Annotated in this window: 14 protein-coding genes; all 14 read left to right on the top strand. The window is 60.7% G+C overall.

The features are described from left to right. Positions 1-58: 58 nt before the first annotated feature. The 14 genes from KGB25_RS03430 to KGB25_RS03365 all read left to right on the top strand — a co-directional run bounded on the left by KGB25_RS03430 (position 59) and on the right by KGB25_RS03365 (position 16,379). The gene (locus tag KGB25_RS03430) at positions 59-1,147 is read left to right on the top strand and encodes a polyamine ABC transporter substrate-binding protein (RefSeq protein ID WP_008041571.1); all 1,089 of its coding nucleotides are present in this window, start codon (positions 59-61) and stop codon (positions 1,145-1,147) included. Continuing rightward, positions 1,144-2,445: an NAD(P)/FAD-dependent oxidoreductase gene (locus KGB25_RS03425; protein WP_223434226.1), complete on the top strand. Its 1,302-nt coding sequence runs from the start codon at positions 1,144-1,146 to the stop codon at positions 2,443-2,445. Before KGB25_RS03430 ends, KGB25_RS03425 begins: the two co-directional genes overlap by 4 nt. 784 nt (positions 2,446-3,229) lie before the next feature. Beyond that, on the top strand, positions 3,230-3,826 hold the full coding sequence (locus KGB25_RS03420) for a paraquat-inducible protein A (RefSeq protein WP_008038429.1): 597 nt from the start codon (positions 3,230-3,232) through the stop codon (positions 3,824-3,826). Continuing rightward, a complete protein-coding gene (locus KGB25_RS03415; protein ID WP_008038428.1) occupies positions 3,823-4,473 on the top strand; it encodes a paraquat-inducible protein A in 651 nt (216 codons plus the stop codon). Before KGB25_RS03420 ends, KGB25_RS03415 begins: the two co-directional genes overlap by 4 nt. Continuing rightward, a complete protein-coding gene (locus tag KGB25_RS03410; RefSeq protein ID WP_008038427.1) occupies positions 4,454-6,109 on the top strand; it encodes an intermembrane transport protein PqiB in 1,656 nt (551 codons plus the stop codon). The genes KGB25_RS03415 and KGB25_RS03410 overlap by 20 nt, the downstream gene beginning before the upstream one ends. A gap of 17 nt (positions 6,110-6,126) precedes the next feature. Then, complete coding sequence (locus KGB25_RS03405) at positions 6,127-6,687, top strand: membrane integrity-associated transporter subunit PqiC (protein ID WP_223434225.1); 561 nt, start codon at positions 6,127-6,129, stop codon at positions 6,685-6,687. A 79-nt stretch (positions 6,688-6,766) separates the two neighbouring features. Continuing rightward, positions 6,767-8,011, top strand: a complete 1,245-nt coding sequence (locus KGB25_RS03400; protein ID WP_223434224.1) for an MFS transporter — start codon at positions 6,767-6,769, stop codon at positions 8,009-8,011. 77 nt (positions 8,012-8,088) lie between these two features. Further along, entirely contained in the window at positions 8,089-8,604 is a 516-nt protein-coding gene (locus KGB25_RS03395; RefSeq protein WP_008026436.1) for a sigma-70 family RNA polymerase sigma factor, read from the top strand. Further along, positions 8,605-9,582: a FecR domain-containing protein gene (locus KGB25_RS03390; protein ID WP_223434223.1), complete on the top strand. Its 978-nt coding sequence runs from the start codon at positions 8,605-8,607 to the stop codon at positions 9,580-9,582. Positions 9,583-9,683: 101 nt separating this feature from the next. Beyond that, the gene (locus KGB25_RS03385) at positions 9,684-12,113 is read left to right on the top strand and encodes a TonB-dependent receptor (RefSeq protein ID WP_223434222.1); all 2,430 of its coding nucleotides are present in this window, start codon (positions 9,684-9,686) and stop codon (positions 12,111-12,113) included. 65 nt (positions 12,114-12,178) lie between these two features. Beyond that, positions 12,179-13,366: an ABC transporter substrate-binding protein gene (locus tag KGB25_RS03380; protein ID WP_223434221.1), complete on the top strand. Its 1,188-nt coding sequence runs from the start codon at positions 12,179-12,181 to the stop codon at positions 13,364-13,366. Beyond that, the gene (locus KGB25_RS03375) at positions 13,363-14,424 is read left to right on the top strand and encodes a FecCD family ABC transporter permease (RefSeq protein ID WP_192227216.1); all 1,062 of its coding nucleotides are present in this window, start codon (positions 13,363-13,365) and stop codon (positions 14,422-14,424) included. The genes KGB25_RS03380 and KGB25_RS03375 overlap by 4 nt, the downstream gene beginning before the upstream one ends. Beyond that, on the top strand, positions 14,418-15,173 hold the full coding sequence (locus KGB25_RS03370; RefSeq protein WP_223434220.1) for an ABC transporter ATP-binding protein: 756 nt from the start codon (positions 14,418-14,420) through the stop codon (positions 15,171-15,173). The genes KGB25_RS03375 and KGB25_RS03370 overlap by 7 nt, the downstream gene beginning before the upstream one ends. Before the next feature lie 192 nt (positions 15,174-15,365). After that, positions 15,366-16,379, top strand: a complete 1,014-nt coding sequence (locus KGB25_RS03365; protein WP_008026448.1) for an iron ABC transporter substrate-binding protein — start codon at positions 15,366-15,368, stop codon at positions 16,377-16,379.

The raw sequence follows: 16,379 nt of genomic DNA, 5'->3' as shown, positions 1-16,379 counted from the left end.
CTCCTACAGAGGGACAGGAACGCTCAGGAAAAAACCCAATAACTCCAAAGGTGTCGATATGCGTCTATTGAAATCCGTGGTCCCGGTCGCGCTGGCCCTGCTGTTCAGCGCTGTTGCCCAGGCTCAACCACAGGTCAGCGTCTACAACTGGACCGATTACATCGGCGAAACCACCCTCGCCGACTTCCAGGCTAAATCCGGAATCAAGGTGATCTACGACGTTTTCGACTCCAACGAAACCCTGGAGGGCAAACTGCTCGCCGGTCGTACCGGGTATGACGTGGTGGTGCCGTCCAACCACTTCCTCGCGCGCCAGGTGAAGGCCGGCGCGTTCCTCAAGCTGGATCGCGCACAGTTGCCGAACTTCAAGAACCTTGACCCGAAACTGCTGGCGCTACTGGAGAAAAACGATCCGGGCAACGAGCATTCGGTGCCTTACCTGTGGGGCACCAATGGCATCGGCTACAACGTCGACAAGGTCAAGCAAGTGCTGGGCATCGATCGCATCGACTCCTGGGCCGTGCTGTTCGAACCGGAAAATATCAAGAAGCTCAGCCAGTGTGGCGTGTCGATGATGGACTCGGCGGATGAAGTCTTCCCCGCGATCCTCAACTACATGGGCATGGACCCGCGCAGCGAAAATCCCGAGGACTACAAGAAGGCCGAAGCCAAGTTGCTGAGCATCCGGCCTTACATCACTTACTTCCACTCATCCAAGTACGTGTCGGACCTGGCCAACGGCGACATCTGCGTGGCGTTCGGTTATTCCGGCGACGTGTTCCAGGCTGCCAACCGCGCCAAGGAAGCCAAGAACGGCGTGAACATCGCCTACGCGATTCCGAAGGAAGGCAGCAACCTGTGGTTCGATTTGCTGGCGATTCCTGCCGACGCCAGCAACACGAAAGAGGCACACGCCTTCATCAACTACCTGCTCGACCCACAAGTGATCGCCAAGGTCAGCGCCTCGGTCGGTTACGCCAACCCCAACCCGGCCGCCAAGCAATTCATGGACCCTGAGTTGGTGAACAATCCCGAGGTTTACCCGCCTCAGGAAGTGCTCGACAAGCTCTACATCTCGACCACCCCGCCCCAGGCGATCATGCGGCTGATGACCCGTTCCTGGAGCAAAGTGAAGTCCAACAAATGAATCAGTACAACCACGAACATGCGCGCTCCTATTACGCGGCATCGGCTCATACGCTGACGCCCTTCCCTGCGCTGGAAGATGACCTTGTCGCCGATGTCTGCGTGATCGGCGGCGGGTTTACCGGGGTCAACACGGCTATCGAACTGGCTCAGCGCGGGCTCTCGGTTATTTTGCTGGAAGCCCGGCGGATCGGCTGGGGCGCCAGCGGGCGCAACGGTGGCCAGTTGATCCGCGGCATTGGCCATGACGTCAGCGGTTTCGCCCGGCACGTCGGTGTAGAAGGTGTGCGTTACCTGGAGCGCGCGGGGACCGAATCGGTGGAACTGGTGGGCAAGCGCATCCGCGAGCACGGCATCGATTGCGACCTGCGCTGGGGTTTTTGCGAACTGGCCAACACCAAGGCACAGTTCGCGGCGTTCAAGGCCGAGCAGGAAGGCCTTGTCGAGTCGGGTTACGCCCATGAAACGCGCTTGGTCGGGCCGGAGCAGATCCGTGAGCACGTAGTGAACTCAGGCGTGTATGCCGGTGGCCTGGTGGACATGGGTTCGGGGCACTTGCACCCGCTCAATCTGGTGCTCGGCGAAGCGCGACTGGCGCGATCGCTTGGGGTGCAGATCTTCGAACAGAGCCCGGTGCTGGAGTTGATTCATGGCAACACCGTGCAGGTGCGTTGTGCCAGGGGCACAGTGCGCGCCGGCAGCCTGGTGCTGGCGTGTAACGCGCATCTGGACGAACTCGAACCGAAGCTTAGCGGCAAGGTGCTTCCGGCGGGCAGCTACATCATCGCCACCGAGCCGTTGACGCCTGACGTCGCAACGCAGTTGATCCCGCAGAATCTGGCGCTGTGTGACCAGAAAGTCGGCCTGGATTACTACCGGCTCTCGGCGGACCGGCGTTTGCTGTTCGGCGGTGCCTGCCATTATTCCGGGCGTGATCCGGCAGACATCGCCGCCTACATGCGCCCGCAAATGCTCAAGGTGTTCCCGCAACTGGCCGATGTGCGCATTGATTATCAATGGGGCGGCAAGATTGGTATCACCGCCAATCGCTTCCCGCAGGTCGGGCGCTTGAGCCAGCATTCGAACGTGTTCTACGCACAAGGTTATTCCGGTCACGGCCTGAACGTGACCCACTGGTGCGCCAAACTGCTGGGCGAAGCGATTCACGCCGGGCACAGCCAAGGCTTTGACGTATTCAGCGCCGTGCCCCACATGACCTTCCCCGGCGGCCCGAAACTGCGCTCACCGCTGCTGGCCCTCGGCATGTTCTGGTATCGCCTGCGTGAAGTCCTCGGCTAAAACACCCACCCCTTGCTGGCGATGGCGCCCTCAACATAACCGCAAACCTCAAGGCCCAATCGCCAGCAAGCCGGCTCCTACAATGGCCGTGCGCAGCCGATCCACCGGGTCAACACCAAACCCTGTAGGAGCCAGCTTGCTGGCGATGGCGCCCTCAACATAACCGCAAACCTCAAGGCCCAATCGCCAGCAAGCCGGCTCCTACAATGGTCATGCGCAGCCGATCCACCGGGTGAACACAAAACCCTGTAGGAGCCAACTTGCTGGCGATGGCGCCCTCAACATAACCGCAAGCCTCAAGGCCCGATCGCCGGCAAGCCGGCTCCTACAATAACCGTGCGCAGCCGATCCACCGGGTCAACACCAAACCCTGTAGGAGCCAGCTTGCTGGCGATGGCGTCCTCAAGATAATCGCAAGCCTCAAGGCCCAATCGCCGGCAAGCCGGCTCCTACAATGGCCGTGCGCAGCCGATCCACCGGGTAAACACCAAACCCTGTAGAAGCCAGCTTGCTGGCGATGGCGCCCTCAACATAACCGCTAGCCTCAAGGCCCAATCGCCGGCAAGCCGGCTCCTACAATATCCGTGCGCAGCCAATCAACGGAGTAAACACCAACCCCTGTAGGAGCCGGCTTGCTGGCGATGGCGGCCGCAAGATCAGTGCAGGACTCAAGGCCCGATCGCCAGCAAGTGACTTTAAGTCCGCCTTTTAATTTGCTCAATCGCAAGGCACTTCTATATTGAGGATGTGCTCTGACTTTCCTGCCTCCTGGCGAGTGCGGCCTATGGCTACGACTGACCAACTGATCATCTGCGAGCACTGCGACTGCGTGTATCAAAAAGTCACGCTCGCCAAACATCAGAAAACCCTCTGTACGCGCTGCGGCGGCGTGCTTCAGCGCTATAACGGCCTGACGGTGGAGCAGCGGCTGGCGCTGACCGTCACCGCGCTGATGCTGTGGATTTTCGCCAATTTCTACCCGGTCATGAGCATCAGCCTGCAAGGCCTGAAAAACAGCGCGACGCTGTGGGATTCGGTACAGGCCCTGAGTCTGGGCCCGATTACCTTCATCGCGATGGTGGCGGCCATCGCCATGATCATCGCGCCGATTTTCCAGTTGCTGCTGCTCATCTGGGTCCTGAGTTTTGCCCTCGCCTCCCGTCGTTCGCCGGGTTTCAAATTCTGTATGCGCTGGCTGGAAACCCTGCGGCCCTGGAGCATGCTGGAAGTCTGCCTGCTGGGGGCGATGGTCGCGGTGATCAAGCTCGCAGGGTTGCTCGACGTCCTGCCTGGCATCGGCCTGTTCGCCCTGGCCATTCTCAGCCTGATGATGATCCGCATCGCCGGGCGCGATGTCCGTGAACTGTGGGATGTCTTATGACTACGCCACCAGTCGCCAGCGAACTCAACCTGTGTCTCTGCCACAGCTGCGGCCTGGCCTGTGACATGACCGGCGACCCCCACGAATGCGAACGCTGCGGTGCGCCGCTGCATCGGCGCAAAACCAACGCCCTGACCCGAACCTGGGCCTACTTGATCACGTCATTGGTGTTTTACATCCCGGCCAATGTGTTGCCGGTGATGAACACCAAAATGGTCGGCAGCGGCGCGGACAGCACAATCATGGGTGGTGTGCTGGATTTCTGGCAGCACGGCGCCTGGGACATCGCCCTGATCATTTTCATTGCCAGCATCGCGGTGCCGGGCATCAAGTTCGTCGCCCTGTCGTTATTGCTGGTGACCGTTCAGCGCGACAGTGATTGGGCGCGCAAGGAGCGCTCAAAAATGTACCGTTTCGTCGAGCTCATCGGTTATTGGTCGATGCTCGACGTGATCGTGGTCGCCCTGGTGGCTTCGTTGGTGAAGTTCCAGGCGCTGGCCGATATCGAACCCCGCGCGGGCATTCTGTTTTTTGGTCTGGTGGTGGTGTTCACCATGCTGTCGGCGATGAGTTTCGACCCACGTCTGATCTGGGATCAGCAACATTCCGAAAACGAGGAGGTCATGGATGAAGTCTCAAGCCGCTGACGGGCCGCAAGCTCCCGGGCAGGCCCCCATCAAGACCCGCCGCTACAGCGTTTCATTGGTGTGGATCGTGCCGATTGTCGCGGTGCTGGTGGGTATTTCGCTGGTGGTTCACAGCATTTTGCAGGAAGGACCGACCATCACCGTCACGTTCAAGACCGGTAGCGGCCTGACCGCCAACAAGACCGAGGTCAAATACCGCAACGTGGTGATCGGGCATGTCTCCGACGTGGAATTGAGCGGCGACCAGAAAAGCGTCAACGCCACCATCAAACTGTCCAAGCAGGCGGAAAGTTTCACCCGCGAAGACTCGCAATTCTGGGTGGTACGACCCCGCATCGGTGCTGGCGGCGTGTCGGGCATCGATACACTGCTGTCCGGGGACTACATTGGCGCCGACATCGGCCAGGCCAATGCCCGGTCGAAGAATTTCACCGGGCTGGAAAATCCGCCCCCCATTACCTATGGCGAACCCGGAAAGCGCTTTACGCTGCACACCCAGGACCTGGGCTCGCTCGACATTGGCTCCCCCGTCTACTACCGCAAAATTCCGGTCGGCCAAGTGGTCGCCTATGCCCTGGATGCCGACGGCAAAGGGGTGAACCTCGAAGTCTTCATCCATTCGCCCAACGATGCCTTCGTCACCGATAACACCCGGTTCTGGAATGCCAGCGGCATTGATGTCAACGTCGGCGCCAACGGTTTTTCGGTGAAGACCGAGTCGCTCTCGTCCATATTGGTGGGCGGCATCGCGTTCAGGGCTCCGGAATACAGCCCCAACGATAAACCGGCGCTAGAGGACAAAGGCTTCGAGCTGTTCGAAGACCAGCAAACCGCCCTCGCCCCACCCAGCGGCAAGGCGCAGTTCCTGAGTTTGCGTTTCGACCAGGCATTGCGCGGGTTGAAAGTCGGTGCGCCGGTGGAGTTCCTTGGCATCGAGTTCGGCAGGGTTGTGTCGGTCAATCTGGATTTCGACCCGAAAAAACGCAGCTTTCCGGTCAACGTCGGCATCGTGATCTACCCGCAACGGCTCGGCCAGGCCCACGCCAGAATGCTTGAAGCGTTGAAGCATGACCCCAATGACGAAGCCGCCGGCGTACGGTTGATGGGCAGCTTCATCGAAAACGGTCTGCGGGCCCAGGCCCGCAGCGGCAATCTGTTGACCGGCCAGTTGTACATCGCACTCGACTTCTATCCCAAAGCGGAGAAAGTCGTGTTCGACCCGACCGCCCGCCCTGTCAGCATTCCCACCATTCCTGGCAGCCTCGAACAGTTGCAGGAAAAACTCGAAGGCATGGTCACCAAGATCAACCAACTGCCCATCGAGCGCATCGCCGGCAACCTCGACAGCAACCTCGTAGAGCTGCGCAAGGGCCTCGCGCAATTCAACGCCAAGACCCTGCCTGGCGTGCAAACCACCCTGGCAGACGTCAGCAAAACCCTGCAATCGGCCAGCTCGACCCTCGCCGAAGACTCGCCGCAACGCGAGCAATTGACCCAGACCCTGGAAGAACTCGGGCGCATGTCGCGCTCCCTGCGTGAGCTCTCGGATTACCTGGGCCGGCATCCAGAGTCGCTGATTCGCGGTCGTCCCAATAACGCAGCACCGACGGACCTACAGGGCCCACCGCGCAACTGACCACAGGAGCAACACCCATGGCTTTTTCGCTGAAGATTACCTTGGTCACTGCGTGTCTACTGCTCGCCGCCTGCCGCAGTGACCCGATTCAGTTCCACACCCTGACCCCGGCACAATTGAGCGGCACCGCACGAGGCAACGGTGGGGAAATCCAGATCGAAAGCCTCAGCGTACCGGCCCAGGTCGATCGCCCGCAGATCGTCATTCGTCAGGGCAACAGCGGCGTGGCAATTCTCGAAACCCAATGGTGGGCTGCGAGTCTGGTGGACGAGTTGCGCAGTGCTCTGGTGGATCAACTGGCCAACAGCAGTCCGAAGCGAAGAGTGTCAGTACGCCTGGAGGTGCAACGCTTCGACTCGATTCCCGGGCAGTACGGTTTGATCGACGTCAAATGGCGCCTGCGCAATCCCGGCGAAGGAGATAACACGCTGATTACCTGCCGCAGCACCTTGCAGACGCCTTCAGGCCCCTCCATTGATGACTTGGTGGTGGCCCAGCAAAACAACGTCAAACGCCTGGCCGCGTTGATCAGCCAGGCGGCAACCACTGCGCAGCGAGGCTGTCCGCCTGCCAACTGACACCGATACAGAACGCCCGATATGGTTTTCCCTCGATGGCAAAGCACGTAGGATGCCGGCCAACCACCGAGGCTGACCGATGTTCCATTCAGGCACTTTTCAGGGTTCCAGCGTCAGAATCCTGATTTATCTTCTGTTCACGATCCAGCTCATCTCCATGGGTGCGATGGAAATGAGCGGCCCGTTCTGGCCGGTCTACCTGCGCGGGCTGACCACGTCGGAATCGCTGTTCAGTTTCGCCAGCATCGCCGTGTATGTCGGCCCGATGCTGGGCATCATGCTGACCAGCGCCTTCTGGGGCCGGATCGGCGACCGTTATGGTCACAAGTTGATGATGATTCGTGCCTTGGCCGGTTTGTCGTTGACTCAGTTGGGGTTGGCACTGTGCAGCGATATCTGGGTGATTCTGCTGCTGCGCTTCCTGCAAGGCGCCTTTGCCGGGTATATCGCGCCAGCCCAGGCTTACGGGGTCAGTATCGAGGCGCCCTCACGGCGGGCCCGCCTGTTTGCGATCCTGCAAATCTCCACCAACGTCGGCTCGTTGCTCGGCGCAGTGGTCGGCGGTCTGATTCTCGATTACGCGACTTTTTTCTGGATCAATCTCATCGCTTCGGCGCTCTGCGCGGTGTGCACCGTGGTGGCGGCCGTGACGTTGCCGGATGTGCCGCCCGTGAAAAAAACGCCGGTGGTGGATGCGGCGCCGCAGCCGACTCGAGCCCGCGGCGTGTGGCAGGGTTCACCCCTGATGTCGCTGCTGGGCGTAATGGGCATTCTGCTGTTGGCGCGGATGCTGCCGCAGACATCATTTTCGTTGTACGTCAGCTCGGTGTTTGAGGTCGGCAATTCGGTCACGGGCCTGTGTTACGGCTTGCTGGCACTGGGCTTCATCCTTTCGGCGACACGCTGGGCGCGCTACTTCGAACACCGGACGCAACAGCAAACCCTGCAGCGAATGTCCTGGGTTGTCATCGGCTGCATCGGCCTGACCGGCGTCGCCGGCCTTACCCGAAACCCGGCCGTGTTTGTCATGGCCTACTTCCTGTGGGGTGTGCTGCTGGGCGCCACGACGCCGGTGCTGATGGCGCTGATTTCCAAGACGGTCGACAGTTCACAACAGGGTTACGTACTGGGTGTGGCTCAGAGCACCGCGCAACTGGCTTCCATCGCAGGTATTTCCCTGGGCGGTTTGCTCAGCCAGGTCTACGGCCTGCAATACACCTATCTGATCGTTTGCCTCGCCTACGCAATGGCCTTGGTGCTCATTGTCGCCTTGCGTTATCGATCAGTACTGTTGCAACCGGACGAAGCGCCACGCTGCGACTGATCAGCCTCCCCCTTGCGCCGCAGGGGTGCAGTCACTTAGGATTGGGAATACTTCTCAATCGCTAAAAATTATCATCCATGAGCGATACCCTGCCCGCGACTCATCACAATCACCTGCGCGCGATCGAGGCTCTCTATACCGGCCATCACGGCTGGTTGTACGCCACGCTGCGCAAAAAACTGGGCAACGCCATGGATGCGGCGGACCTGGCGCAAGACACCTTCACACGCATACTGGCTTCCAGGGTCGCGGTCATTGAACAGCCCCGCGCCTACCTGAGCTGTGTGGCCAAGGGCATTCTGGTCAATTGGTATCAGCGCAAGGCGCTTGAACGCGCCTATCTGGATGCCCTGGCGCTGTTGCCTGCCCCTGAAGCGCCCTCGCCCGAATTGCGTTTCATCGTGCTGGAAACCCTGCATGAAATCGACGCGATGCTCGACGCCTTGCCGCCGTTGGTCAAACGCGCGTTCCTGCTGTCGCAGATCAGCGGGCTGAAATACGACGACATCGCCACGCAACTGGACGTGTCGCTGATCACCGTGAAGCGCTACATGAAACAGGCCTTCGTTCAATGCCTGATGCTGGTGGAATGAATGTCGACCTACGCCACGCCCACTCAGATTGATCCACAAGTACTCGACGAAGCGGCCGAGTGGCTGATGCGCATCAGCGAAGGCGACCTTGACGATGCCGAGCGCGCCGAGTGGGAATGCTGGCGCGTCAGCTGCCCTGAACGCAGCCGCGCCTGGGGCCGCGCCCAACTGCTGCAAAGCAAACTGGGCGGCCTGCCCCCGTCATTGGCGATGTCGGCGCTGGATCGCCCGAGCAATCCCGAACGCCGCATGGCCCTCGGCAAACTGGCGATAATGCTGGCCGTGTTACCCGCCGGTTGGGGCAGTTGGAAGCTGGTCGAATCCCAGCAATGGTCGGCCGACTACCGGACTGCCGTGGGCCAGCAACGCGAGTTGACGCTGGCCGATGGCTCGCGCATTACACTCAATACCGATTCGGCGATCGATGTGCTGTTCGACGCCCGTCAACGGCTGATCAATTTGCGTGAAGGTGAAATCCTGGTGCAGACCGCGCCGGATGTAGCCCCCCAGTCCCGACCGTTTCTGGTGACTACCCGTCAGGGGCGAATGCAGGCATTGGGCACGCGGTTTACGGTGCGCGAACTGCAAACCCGCACTCAGCTCGCGGTACTGGACGGCGCTGTCAGGGTGGAACTGCCCGGTGGCAACGGCGTAACGCCCTTGATCGTCAATGCCGGGCAACGCACCGACTTTTCATCGCAGGCTTTCGGCCTGTTGAACCCGGTGGACCGCTCCGTCAGCGCCTGGACCCAAGGCATGCTGATGGCCGACAACATGCGTCTGGCCGACTTCATCGCGGAACTGGCGCGTTATCGCAAAGGCTTCGTGCGTTGTGATCCGGCCATTGCCGATCTGCGCATTTCTGGCGCGTTCCCCATCAGCGATACCCAACGCACCTTGAACATGCTGGTGCAAACCTACCCGGTGCTCGCAACCGGCCATTTGAGCGGTTATTGGGTGACGCTCTCCCCCGCCTGAACCTCGCGCAAAAAAAATGGCTGAGCGGGTGATACTTTTTTTGATCTCGACTGGCAAGGAAAGGAAGAACTTCTCAACCTCGTCGAAAGGGTCATCACTCCATGTTCGTTGCACGCCCTCTGCGTTCGGATCGCTCACTCAAGCTGGCTATCCGCAGCGCGTTGCTAAGCCTTGCCCTGACCGGCGTCGCCTGCCCCGTTGCCCTTGCCGCGCCAGCGTCACTGGATGCCACTGCGACCCGCGCCTACAGCATTGCCCCCGGCCCGCTGGGGGCAACCTTGTCGAAGTTCGCTGTGGACGCCGGCATTGCGCTGTCATTCCAGCCATCAATGACCGAGGGCCTGATGAGCCCGGGGCTTTCCGGCACGTACTCGACCCAGGAAGCGATCACCCGACTGTTGTCCGGCAGCGGCCTGCAAATAGTGCCGCGCACTGATGGCAGCTACACCCTGGCGCCGGTCCCGGCCAACAGCGAGGGGGATCTGACCCTTGCCGAAACCACGATCAACGGCACCGACGGTCGCAAGGGCAGCTTGCCGCCAGCCTACCCGGGCGGTCAGGTCGCCCGTGGCGGGCGTCTCGGCATGCTGGGCAACAAGGACGTGATGGACGCGCCGTTCAGCGTCAGCAACTACACCTCGACATTAATGAAAGATCAGCAGGCCGTGACAGTGGCCGATGTGCTGGAGCGCGACTCCTCGGTACGCTCCACTGGCCAGACCGGCGGCATTGTCGATTCCTTCTTCATTCGCGGCTTCCCGGTGGGCGAAGGCAACCTCGGCGAACTGGCGTTCGACGGGGTGTACGGCGTTGCGCCCAACTACCGGGTCTTCACCGAATACGCCGAGCGTATCGAAGTGATCAAGGGCCCCGGCGCCCTGCTGTACGGCATGTCGCCCAACAGCGGTGTCGGTGGCGTGATCAACGTAGTCCCCAAGCGTTCCCTCGATGAGGACCTGACCCGTTTCACCGCCAGCTACGCCATGGATTCGCAGATCGGCGGCCACGTCGATGTCAGCCGGCGCTTCGGCGAAGAACGCCGCTTCGGTGTGCGCGTCAACGGCAGCACCCAGCAAGGTGACACGGCCATCGACGATCAATCCCGGGACGTCGACATCGGCGCCATCTCCCTGGACTATCAGGGTGATCGCCTGCGAACCACCCTGGACCTGATCAGCCAGAAAGAACAATTCGACGCCGCGTCCCGTCCGTTCCTCATCGCCTCGGGCGTGGAAATTCCCTCCGCCGCCAACGGCCGCACCAACGTGAGCCAGGACTGGGGATGGGCCGAAACCCGCGATAAATCGGCCCTGCTCGGTGCCGAGTACGACCTCAACGACGCCTTGACCGTGTTCGCCCACGCCGGTGGCGGCCGGTCGGACGTGAAGCGGATGTCTGATCAGACCCCGACCATTCTCAACAACGCGGGTGACACCTCTTCAATCCCGGGCTACTACAAATTCGAAGTCGAGCGCTACACCGTCGACGCCGGTGCCCGCCTGCGCTTCGACACCGGCCCGATCAGCCACAGCACCACGTTGCAGGTCACCCGTTATCGCGACGAACTGAAACGCGGCATCATTTCCGGCCCGGCCGTGCTGTCGAACATGTACCACCCGATCGACCGTCCGAAACCGTCCATTGCCGAACCGGATGCCCTCAAAGTCTCCGAGACAGAACTGTCGGGCGTGGCGTTGGCCGACACCCTTTCGGTACTGGATGAGCGCTTGCAGGTCACTGTCGGCCTGCGCAAGCAGAACATCGAATCCGATAACTTCAACGCGGCCGGCGCCGTCACCACGTCTTATGACGAAAGCGAGACCACGCCGCTGTTCGGGGTGGTGGTCAAGCCCTGGGACCACGTGTCGTTCTACTACAACTACATCGAAGGCCTGAGCAAGGGCGACATTGCCCCGGCCACTGCGTCGAACTCCGGCGAGATCTTCGCGCCGTACATTTCCCGCCAGCAGGAAGTCGGGGTCAAGGTCGACTACGGCACCTTCACCTCCACGCTCAGCCTGTTCCAGATCAAGAAACCCAGCGGCGAGCTGGCCTCCGGTGTGTTCTCGGTACAAGGTGAACAGCGCAACCGGGGCGTGGAGTTGAACGTGTTTGGCGAGATCGCCCAAGGCACTCGCCTGCTCGGTGGCGTCACCGTCCTCGACGCTGAACTGACCAAGACCGGAACCGTAGCCAATCGCGGCAACAAACCGGTGGGCGTGCCCGAGGTCCAGGCCAACTTGTGGGCCGAGTGGGATACGCCGTGGATCGAAGGTTTGACGCTGACCAGCGGCGCGATCTACACCGGCAGCCAATACGTCAACCAGGCCAACACCCAGGAACTCGACCCCTGGACCCGCTTCGATGTTGGCGCACGTTACGCCACGCGCATCGCGGAGCGTCCGACCACATTCCGGGCCACGGTGCAGAACGTTTTCGACCGTGAGTACTGGTCCGGTGTCGCGTCCTATGGCGCCTTCTCACAAGGTTCGCCGCGCACCCTGCAACTGTCGGCCACCGTCGACTTCTGAAACGTTCAGCCCCGGGCAACGGCCTGAGCCGTTGCCCGGTCTGGCTACCTGTAAAGGTTTCAACCATGGCATCTGTTCATCCACGCCGCCACGCCTTCGCGGCCCTGCTATTGGCGGGACTGCTGGGCGTGGTGTGGTTTTCCCTGGCGCCGCGCACCGCGCTCGCGGCGAATCCGGATCCCGCCGCCGTCACGGTCACTGACCTGCTGGGCCGCAAGGTCAAGGTTCACCTCCCGGTCAGACGGGTGATACTCGGCGAGGGTCGCCAGTTGTACCTGGTCGCCGCGCTGGATACGCAAAACCCCATCGAGCGCATAGTCGGTTGGCGCAAGGATTTGATTCAGTCCGACCCGGACACTTACGGCGCCTACCTGCGCAAGTTCCCCGACATCGCCAGGATTCCCACCTTCGGCGGCTTTGAGGACGGCACCTTCGACATCGAGCAAGCGATCTCGCAACAACCGGACGTCATCGTCCTGAACATCGAAGCGCAACACGCCACCGAAGATGCGCGTTACATCGAGAAGCTCGACGCGCTGGGGATCCCGGTGGTCTACGTCGATTTTCGCAACAACCCGATGCAAAACACCGAGCCGACCATGCGCCTGTTCGGCCAGTTGTTTGGCAAGGAAGAGCGCGCCGAGGCGTTTATCGATTTTCGCAATCAACAGATCCGTCGTGTTACCGACGTCATTGAGGCCAAACACCCCGCGCGGCCCACGGTGTTCATCGAGCGAATCGGTGGGTACACCGACGATTGTTGCCTGAGTTTCGGCAACGAGAATTTCGGCCTGTTTGTCGACATGGCCGGTGGCAACAACATCGCCAAAAGCATCATTGTGAACACCTTTGGCCAGTTGAACCCCGAACAGGTGATCGTCGCCAACCCGGACCAAGTGGTCGTCACCAGCGCCAACTGGCAAGCCTTTGCGCCCGGCGGTCGCTGGGTGGGTGTCGGACCGGGCGCGGACCTGACACAAGCGCGGCACAAACTGGCCTGGTACACCCAACGCCCGGCCTACGCCGGTATCAAGGCGCAGAACAATCAAGCGTTTCATGCCATCTGGCACCAGTTCTATAACAGCCCCTACCAGTTTGTGGCCATCCAGCAATTGGCCAAGTGGTTTCATCCGGCGCTGTTTGCCGATCTGGATCCCGACGCCGCGTTTCGCGAACTCCACGAGCGCTTCCTGCCCGTGCCCTACCAGCCGGGCTACTTCGTCAGCCTTGAGAAAACCGGGGGCAAGCCATGAGTTCGCTAGGTGAACTGCCTATTGCGCAGAGCGTGACGTACCGTCAACGAGTCCTGCGAAAACGGCTGATCCTGGTGGCGCTGGCGGTGTTGCTGGTGTTCAGCGTGCTGCTCGATCTGGCGCTGGGGCCGGCCAGTTACAGCCTGAAGGAGGTGCTTGGCGCCCTGTTTTCACCGGACACGGCGTCGGCGCAAGTGCGGGTGGTGATGTGGGACATCCGCTTGCCGGTCGCGCTGATGGCGGTTGCGGTCGGCGCGGCGCTGTCGCTGGCCGGTGCGCAGATGCAGACAATCCTCAACAACCCGCTGGCCAGTCCGTTCACCCTGGGCCTTTCTGCTGCCGCCAGTTTTGGCGCGGCAATGGGACTGGCTTTCGGGGTGGCGCTGTTTCCACTGGCGGCGCAGTACATGGTGCCGCTGAACGCGTTCATCATGGCCATGCTCTGCGCGCTGCTGATCCACTTTCTGAGCATGCGTCGCGGCGTAACCGCCGAAACCATCGTGCTGCTCGGCATTGCCCTGGTGTTTACGTTTAACGCGTTGTTGGCACTGGTGCAGTTCTTTGCCACCGAGCAAGCGGTGGCGGCCGTAGTGTTCTGGACCATGGGCAGCCTGACCAAAGCCACTTGGCCAAAACTCGGGGTGATTTGCGCGGTGATTCTCATCACCCTGCCGATCTTCGCCAAACGGGCCTGGGCCCTGACGGCCCTGCGCTTAGGCGATGACAAAGCCGCGAGTTTCGGGATCAACGTGCGCAGCCTGCGCTTCCAGACGCTGATCATGGTCAGCCTGCTCGCCTCGTTTCCGGTGGCCTTCGTCGGCACCATCGGTTTTATCGGGCTGGTCGGCCCGCACATTGCCCGGATGCTGATTGGTGAAGATCAACGGTTCTTTTTGCCGGCGTCATTGCTGACCGGTGCGCTGATTCTGTCCGCCAGTTCGGTGGTCAGCAAAACCCTGATCCCTGGCGCGATTTTCCCCATTGGCGTGGTCACTTCGCTGATCGGCGTGCCGTTCTTCATCTCTTTGATCCTTGGCGGGAAGAAAAACACATGGTGAAGCTCCAGCTTGAAAACCTTGGCGCCCGCTATGGCCAGCGCGAGATCATTAGCGGCGTGACTACGGCAAGGTTTATCGGTGGCCAGGTGGTCGCGGTGGTCGGGCCCAATGCAGCGGGTAAATCCACCCTGTTCAAACGCATGGCCGGGCTGATCGACGGCCCGGGACAGGTCAACTTGCAGGGCTCGAAAAAGGGGCCGCAGGGCATCAGCTACATGCCTCAGGGCTTGAACGCCAGTGCCCGGTTGACCGTCTATGAGTCCGTGCTGCTGGCCCGCAAACAACTGACGCCGGGGTGGGTCGTTCACGACGACGAGCTGAAACTCGTGGACCAGATTCTCGACGCGCTCGGCATCACCGAACTATCCTTTCGCAACCTCGGTGAACTCAGTGGCGGGCAGCAGCAATTGGTATCGATCGCACAAACGCTGGTGCGCGAACCGGAAATCCTGCTGATGGACGAACCGACCAGCGCGCTGGACATGCATCGGCAGGTGCAAGTGCTGAGCTTCATGCGCGCACTGGCACGCAAACGCGAAGTCATTGTATTTATTGCCATTCATGACCTGAATCAAGCGCTACGTTTTGCCGATCAGGTATTGGTGATTGCCAATGGAACGTCTCAGGGGAGCGGCCCCAGCGATGAAGTGATCACCGAACAGATGCTGCGCGATGTCTACGAGGTCGAAGCCAGAATCGAGATTTGCAGCCGTGGCCAGCGCCATATCCTGATCGACGACATCGTTTGAATCAGATCGACCGCGCAAGGGGCTGAGTCACTGCTAATCTGAATGAAAATGACATGTATTAACGGTTTATTTAACGTTTTTTTCTCATTGTACCCACTACATTCCAGCGATCCGAAACATGCAAATGATTCGCATTGGTTGACCCGCGAATTCCTGCGCATGACGCCCAAAAAAACAGGAGCTGCCCGAAGCATGAATCGCCATATCCCCTCTTTCCTGAAAAAAGCCCTGCTGGCCACTGCCCTGCTGAGCGCCGGCCACGTCTACGCCGCCGATGCCGACGGTATCGTGGTCTACAACGCCCAGCACGAAAGCCTGACCAAAGCCTGGGTCGAAGGTTTTACCAAGGAAACCGGGATCAAGGTCACGATACGCAATGGCGACGACACGGAAATGGGCAATCAAATCGTGCAGGAAGGCGCGGCCTCCCCGGCTGACGTGTTCCTGACCGAAAACTCCCCGGCCATGGTGCTGGTGGACAACGCCGGGCTGTTTGCACCGGTGGCGCCGACCACCCTGGAACAGGTCGATGCAGCCTACCGTCCGGCCCATGGCAAATGGGTCGGGATCGCCGCGCGCTCCACGGTGTTTGTCTATAACCCGGGCAAACTGCCCGAAGCCGAATTGCCGAAGTCGCTGATGGACCTCGCCGACGCCAAGTGGAAAGGCCGTTGGGCGGCCTCCCCGGCCGGTGCCGACTTCCAGGCGATTGTCGCCGCCGTGCTGGAGCTCAAGGGCGAAGCCGCCACGCTTGAGTGGCTGAAGGGCATGAAAAACAACTTTACCGCGTACCGGGGCAACAGCTCGGTGCTCAAAGCGGTCAACGCCGGACAAATTGACAGCGGCGTGATTTATCACTATTACCGCTTCGGTGATCAGGCCAAGACCGGCGAGAACAGCAAGAACACCGCCCTGCACTACTTCAAGCACAAAGACCCGGGCGCGTTTGTGAGTATTTCCGGTGGCGGTGTCCTGGCGTCCAGCCAACACAAGGATCAAGCCCAGGCGTTCCTGAAGTGGGTCACCGGCAAAGACGGCCAGGCGATCCTCAAGACCGGTAACTCCTATGAATATGCTGTAGGCAAGAACGCTGAATCCAACCCCAAACTGGTGCCGCTGCAGCAGCTCGACGCGCCGAAAGTCGACGCCTCGAAACTCGACAGTAAAAAAGCCGTGGAGCTGATGACTCAGGCCGGACTGCTCTAA

The sequence above is a fragment of the Pseudomonas sp. BF-RE-21 genome, from assembly GCF_019947305.1.
GTDB classification, from domain to species: Bacteria; Pseudomonadota; Gammaproteobacteria; order Pseudomonadales; family Pseudomonadaceae; genus Aquipseudomonas; species Aquipseudomonas migulae.
Note: the sequence above shows the minus strand (reverse complement) of the source record. Positions and strands in the feature narration are given on the sequence as shown.

Excerpts from the sequence above, each read along its gene's own strand:
- KGB25_RS03415 (WP_008038428.1), top strand. The coding sequence starts at position 3,823 with ATGACTACGCCACCAGTCGCCAGCGAACTCAACCTGTGTCTCTGCCAC.
- KGB25_RS03420 (WP_008038429.1), top strand. The coding sequence starts at position 3,230 with ATGGCTACGACTGACCAACTGATCATCTGCGAGCACTGCGACTGCGTG.
- KGB25_RS03410 (WP_008038427.1), top strand. The coding sequence starts at position 4,454 with ATGAAGTCTCAAGCCGCTGACGGGCCGCAAGCTCCCGGGCAGGCCCCC.
- KGB25_RS03430 (WP_008041571.1), top strand. The coding sequence starts at position 59 with ATGCGTCTATTGAAATCCGTGGTCCCGGTCGCGCTGGCCCTGCTGTTC.
- KGB25_RS03365 (WP_008026448.1), top strand. The coding sequence starts at position 15,366 with ATGAATCGCCATATCCCCTCTTTCCTGAAAAAAGCCCTGCTGGCCACT.
- KGB25_RS03370 (WP_223434220.1), top strand. The coding sequence starts at position 14,418 with ATGGTGAAGCTCCAGCTTGAAAACCTTGGCGCCCGCTATGGCCAGCGC.
- KGB25_RS03425 (WP_223434226.1), top strand. The coding sequence starts at position 1,144 with ATGAATCAGTACAACCACGAACATGCGCGCTCCTATTACGCGGCATCG.
- KGB25_RS03405 (WP_223434225.1), top strand. The coding sequence starts at position 6,127 with ATGGCTTTTTCGCTGAAGATTACCTTGGTCACTGCGTGTCTACTGCTC.
- KGB25_RS03390 (WP_223434223.1), top strand. The coding sequence starts at position 8,605 with ATGTCGACCTACGCCACGCCCACTCAGATTGATCCACAAGTACTCGAC.
- KGB25_RS03385 (WP_223434222.1), top strand. The coding sequence starts at position 9,684 with ATGTTCGTTGCACGCCCTCTGCGTTCGGATCGCTCACTCAAGCTGGCT.
- KGB25_RS03380 (WP_223434221.1), top strand. The coding sequence starts at position 12,179 with ATGGCATCTGTTCATCCACGCCGCCACGCCTTCGCGGCCCTGCTATTG.
- KGB25_RS03375 (WP_192227216.1), top strand. The coding sequence starts at position 13,363 with ATGAGTTCGCTAGGTGAACTGCCTATTGCGCAGAGCGTGACGTACCGT.
- KGB25_RS03400 (WP_223434224.1), top strand. The coding sequence starts at position 6,767 with ATGTTCCATTCAGGCACTTTTCAGGGTTCCAGCGTCAGAATCCTGATT.
- KGB25_RS03395 (WP_008026436.1), top strand. The coding sequence starts at position 8,089 with ATGAGCGATACCCTGCCCGCGACTCATCACAATCACCTGCGCGCGATC.